Origin of the sequence: Bradyrhizobium sp. (assembly GCF_036009065.1) — a bacterium.
Lineage (GTDB): Bacteria > Pseudomonadota > Alphaproteobacteria > Rhizobiales > Xanthobacteraceae > Bradyrhizobium.
On record NZ_DASYMN010000337.1, the window covers coordinates 1 to 6,004 of the forward strand.

At 66.0% G+C, this 6,004-nt stretch carries 1 protein-coding gene; it reads right to left on the bottom strand.

Annotated elements, in window-relative coordinates; all coding sequences use genetic code 11:
* On the bottom strand, positions 1-6,004 hold a 6,004-nt coding region (locus VGP39_RS20840), incomplete at both ends, for a polyketide synthase (RefSeq protein ID WP_327569987.1).

Sequence of the window (6,004 nt, forward strand, 5' to 3'; positions counted from 1 at the left end):
CAGCGGCAAGGCATCGAATCGGCGCGGCGAGATCTTGAGGCGCGCATCTTCCATCGACAGCACGACTTTGCCGATGTGCTTGGCCTGCGCCATGTAGCGAAACGCGCTTTCCGCCTGCGATACCGGAAACACCCGGTTGGACAGCGGTTGCAGACGGCCGGCTGCCATGTCCTGCATGACTTCGTGCAGCAATTCTGCCGCGATTGCGCTACGTTCCTTGAAAATAGCGTCGAGGTCGATGGCGAAGTACGAAAGATTCTTGCGGAACGGCCGCAGCCCGAGCTTGCTGTCGCGGTAGATGTCGGTCTTGCCGATTTCCAGGAAACGCCCATGGGGCGCCAGCACCATCAAGCTCTTCGGGATCGCCCGCCCGGCCAGCGAGTTGAGAACGACGTTGACGCCCTTGCCCGCGGTCAATTCCATCACCTGGTCGGCAAAATCGAGTGAGCGCGAATCGAGCACGTGCTGGATACCCTCGGCGCGCAAGGCGTCGCGCTTCTCCGCCGTACCGGCGGTGGCAAACACCTCCGCGCCGGCGAGCCTAGCAACCTGCAATGCGGCTTGACCGACGCCGCCGGCGGCGGCGTGAATCAGCACCCGCTCACCGGCGCGCAAATGCGCCAGCCGATGCAACGCGTAATAGGCGGTAACGAAGGCGATCGGGATCGTCGCGCCTTGCGCGAAGGAGATGCGATCGGGCAGGCGGACGACGAGCTCTTCGCTTACCGTTATCGAGGACCTGAACCCGCCGACGATCGCCGCGACGCGGTCGCCGACCGCGATACGGTGCACGCCCGCGCCGACCGCGATGACGGTTCCGGTGCATTCGTCGCCAAGAACATGCCGCGCATCGCCGTCGGTCGGATAGATGTCGAGCATCTTCATGATGTCGCGGAAGTTCAGTCCCGCAGCAGCGACGCGGATTTCCACCTGTCCGGGACCGGGCGCGACGCGCTCGGAGGCCCGCACCAGCAGATTCTCGAAGGCGCCCGGCTTGGCGTAATCGAGCTGGAATGTCTCGCCGGGGCGCACGGGGCGCTTGAAGCCGAGCGCGAGGCTGTCAAGCGCCGCCGCTTCGAGCCGATGCACGAAGCGCGCGTGGCCGCGCAGCGCGATTTCGCTTTCGCCGCTTGCGCTCAGGCATTCTGCCGCAAGCAACGCGAGCTCCGTGTCCTCGGGCACTGAGGACAGATCGACGATCGCACTTCGGACGTCGGGGTGCTCATTGAAGAATACTCGAGCAAGACCCCACAGCGAGGCTTGAACGGGGTCGACGGCATCGGTGGCCAGCACCCGCTCCGCGCCGGCGGTCAGCAAGATCAGCCGGGTATCCGCGGATTGCGAGCATTCGGCGATGGCCTGCATCAGATCGAGCGCGCCCGCGCAGATCTCGTCCGCGGCATTGAGAACCTCAGCCGTCGTCGCCAATGGATAGTCGAGACCCCGCAGGTACACCACGCCGCGCAGCTCCGGATTTTCCGCGATTGCCCGTTCGATACGCGTGCGCATCCAGCCGGGCGCGACGGGACTGCCGCCGTTGGCGCCTCCGACGCAATCAATGGCAACGGCGCGCTGACCGGCACGGGCCAATTCCTGGGCAAATCGGACGGCAATACCGGCCGCGTCGGATAGAAGCAGCCAAACGCCCGACCGCAGTTCCACAGTGCTCTCGCGCGCGAGGGCACGGGCGGGAGAGCGGGCCACGATGACGCTGTGCACCGTGTCGCCGGCCGCGTTGCCCTCCGACAGCAACTCGGTCTGCTCAAATCCGGCATGCCGCAACAAGGCGTGCCAAGCGGCGCCGGGAAGGCACGCATGATCGCTGCGCACGTTGTCGTCGAACAGCCACCATCCCGGCAACAAGCCAAACACGAGATCGAACCAGAACGGCGGCTTGGTGAGTTCGCACGCGATGAGCAATCCGTCCGGCGCCAACAGGTCCCGTACATGGCCGAGGCTGCGTTCCAGATCGCGGGTCGCATGCAGCACGTCTGACGCAAGGACGATGTGGAAGCTGTTCGGTGCGAGGTGCTCCGGCGGCTGATCCAGATCGAATGTGCGGTAGTCGACGAAGCGGTGGCGAGAAAATTTCTGTGCGGCCTTCTGTGTGAAGGTGCCCGACAGGTCGGTAAAGACGTAGTGCGTCCGGTCTTCCGGCAGCAGCGACAGAATTTCCGCGGTCAAGGAGCCGACGCCCGCCCCGATCTCGAGGATGCGCAGGGTGGATCTTTCCGGCAAGGCATCGACGATGGCGCTCACCGCCTCGCGGCCGATGGCGTTGTAGATGCCGAACGAGCGCGAATCCCGATAGATGCGCTCGGCCACCGCCTGCGAGCCGTCGGGAAAGATAAGTTGCAGCGGGTCGATCTCGGAGCGCAGCACTTCGGGGAGGCGCTCGGCGCAACGCCGCAGCAGCTCGATCTCCGACGCGTAAAGCGGAAATTGCTGCGCAAGCGGATCGAGGATTTCGGCGGCCGTCACATTCGGGTCGGCGCTCGCCAGCACGCGCCAACTGTAACCCTCACGGCGCGCAGTTCCGCTGGCCTCCAGCATCGTCAGCATGCGTGCGACCAGGCGCTCCTTCTCGGGCTTCGCGCCGATCTCCTCGCACAGGAGCTCGACCTTGAGGACATCGCCGGCGCGGAGCACCCGGCCGAGCCGCGCGAAAGCGCCGGCGGCGATGCGCGCGCAAGCAAGATCGAGCGCAGGCTCGACCTGACGATAATAATGCACGCGCTCGGCGGGATCGGCGATCTCGTCCATGCGGGCGCGAACCCGTTCACCGATCGCATCCGGACTGAGCAGGCCCTCCGCCGCCGCGATGCCGGCAGAGCCGTCGGCCTGCCAGCGGAATGCGTAGAGCGAGTTGGCGAGCGTCAGCGTCGTCGCCTGCTGCGCGCCAAGCGCACGGCAGCTAAAGCCTTGCACCTCGGCGAGCACGCCGCCGTCCGCGTTGAACAAACGGATGTCGCCCACCAGGCGCGTCTCGCTGCGCTCGCTGATGCGCGCATGCGCCCACAGGGCTTGTTGGCCGTCCAGAGCCGCGCAAACGACAAGCTTTGCCATGGCGACCGGCAGATAAGCGGGCATCCGTCCATCTGCCGCGAGCGTTCCGACAAAGACCTGGAAGCAGGCATCGAGCAAGGTCGGATGAAGAATATAGCGATCATCGCTGGGCGGCGAGCGCAGGCGCGCAAGCGCTGCGCCTCTGCCACACCAAAGCTGTTCGACGCCCTGAAACGCGGGACCGTAGTCCAGCCCGGCGCTGGCGAAGATCGCATAAGGTTCAAGGACCTCGCGTGCGCATTGCAGCTGCAGTGCGGCGAAATCGACCGGCTCGGCAGCGTGCTTGAACGGTCGGATCTTGCTGCGCGCGTGCAGCTCCCACTGCGATTGGTCGGCGCTCGCATGCACGGCGATCTCGTCAGTGTCGGATTCATATGCGACGAGAACTTGTACGGATTCCGCCTCGGCAAGCAGCAGAGCCCGTTCGAACGCGACGTCCTCCACCACCAGCCTGGTCGTCCCGAGTTCGGCGCGACCGACCGCCAGGGCAATCTCCACATAGCCGGCGCCGGGAAAGACGATCGAACCCTCGACGCGATGGTCGCTGAGGTAGCTCAACACTTTCGGGTTCAGCAGGGCTTCCCATTCCGTTCTTGGACCGTTGCGGCGACGTCCGAGCAGCGGATGATCGATGCATGTCAGCCGCGCGTTCCTGGACTGCGTCGATTCGTGCCAATAGGACTGCTGCTGCCAGGCATATTGGGGCAGATGCGTAAACGGCGCCGCGAGCGGGTAGACGCCGGTCCAGGCAATGGCAAAGCCGCGCGCATAGAGGTCGCCGAGCGAGCGCAGCATGGTTTCCTGCTCGTCGGTTTCACGGCGAAGCGATGCGACCACGGTCCCGGGCGTCCCGGTCGCTGCCAGGCATTCGGAGACCGCGCTCGCCAGCACGGGATGGGGACTGACTTCGAGAAACGTATCGTGGCCGGCCTGCACCATCGCGGCGACCGCGCGGGAAAAAAATACCGGCTCGCGCACGTTATTCCACCAGTAATTCGCGTCGAACAGGGGCGCTTCTACCGCTTCCCCCGTTACGGTGGAGAACAGCGGTATGCTCGGGCTCTGTGGGCGCAGGTTCGACAGCGCCGCGCGCAACTCGTGCTGCAAGGAATCCATGTGGTGGCTGTGGTATGGCACGTCGACGCGCAGCAGACGCACGAATGCGCCGGCTTCATTGAGTGCCGCGACGACTTCCTCCAGCGCATCGCCGTCGCCGCTTAGCGTCAGCGCTTCGGGGCCGTTGATTGCCGCGATCGACAGCCGGCCGTCATAGCGTGCGATCCGCTCGCGCGCCTCCATTTCGGTGATGCCGACGGCCGCCATCTTGCCGCGCCCGGACGCGCGCTGCTGCAAGCGGCTGCGCTGAAAGGCGACTTCGGTCGCGTCCTCGAGCGACAGCACGCCGGCAACATGGCAGGCGGCCATCTCGCCGGCGCTATGGCCGACGATGGCGCCGGGTACGATGCCCCACGAACGCCACAGCGCCGCGAGCGCCACTTGAACCGCGAAGTTGCACGGTTGCGAGACGTCGGTGCGGCTCATGCGCGACTTGGCTTCATCGGCGGTCAGTTCCCGCAACAGCGACCAGTCCGCGCGGCGGCGGAACAGGACGTCGCAGCGCTCGACGGCGTCGCGGAAGACCGGCTCGGCCGCGAGCAACTGGCGGGCCATCCCCCACCACTGCGAGCCCATTCCGGAAAAGACGAAAGCCGGTCCGGGTTTGGACAGGCTGCTCCTGTTGGCTTGAACCGCGGCACCGGATGACGCGAAGTTGCGCAGCTGCGTCGTCAGTGCCTGCGGCGATCGTCCAACCACGGCGGTCCGGTAGGCGTGATGCGATCGCCGCGCCGCGGCCCAATAGCAGATCGCGTGCAGGCGTTCGGGGTCGCCGCCTTCGCGCTCGATCAGATCAGCATAACTGGTCGCCAGCGCGCGCAATGCTTCCGGCGCCCGCGCCGACAGCGGCAGAATCAGCGGCGCGTCACGCAGAGCAGGCTGTGTGCGTTGACTGTCGGCTCTCGGGGCCTCCTGGAGCACCACGTGGGCATTGGTCCCGCCGAAACCGAACGAGTTGATTCCCGCGCGGGCGGGATGGCCGTTGTCGGGCCACGGTTCGGTCTGCGTGTTGATCCGCAGGTTGAGTTGCTCCAGCGGAATCTCCGGATTGGGACTCTCGAAGTTCAGACTTGCGGGAATCGTGCGTCGCTCGATCGCAAGCGCCGTCTTGATCAGCCCGGCGATGCCGGCCGCCGCTTCCAGGTGACCGATGTTGGTTTTCACCGAACCGACAAGACACCGGTCATTGCCGCGCCCGGGGCCGAGCACGCTGCCGAGCGCGTGCGCCTCGATCGGATCGCCGACCGGCGTGCCGGTGCCGTGCGCCTCGACATATTGGACTTGCGCCGGATCGATCTGCGCCGTCTGAAACGCCTCGTGCAGCGCCGCCTCCTGGGCATCGCGGCTCGGCACGCTCATGCCGTTCGTGCGCCCGTCCTGATTGACCGCCGAGCCGCAGATCAGGGCATAGATGTGATCATTGGCTTCCAGCGCGTCGGACAGGCGCTTGAGTACGACGACGCCGGCGCCCTCGCCGCGCGTGTAGCCGTTGGCGCGGGCATCGAAGGTCTTGCAGCGTCCGTCGGGCGACAGCATCGAGGCGCGGCTAAATCCGATCGTCGGCTCCGGCTTGAGGATGGCGTTGACGCCGCCCACCAGCGCGATCCGTGACTCCTGGCTCTGCAGACTGCGGCAGGCCAGGTGCACGGCGACCAGAGACGACGAGCATGCGGTGTCGACTGCAATGCTCGGTCCGCGCAGGTCGAAGATGTAGGAGATGCGGTTGGCGGCGATGCTCAGTGCGAGGCCGGTATTGGTGTGCGGGCCGATCAGAGACCGGTTGTCGTAGGCGTGCTGTATCTCGGCGTAATCGTAAGCCGCG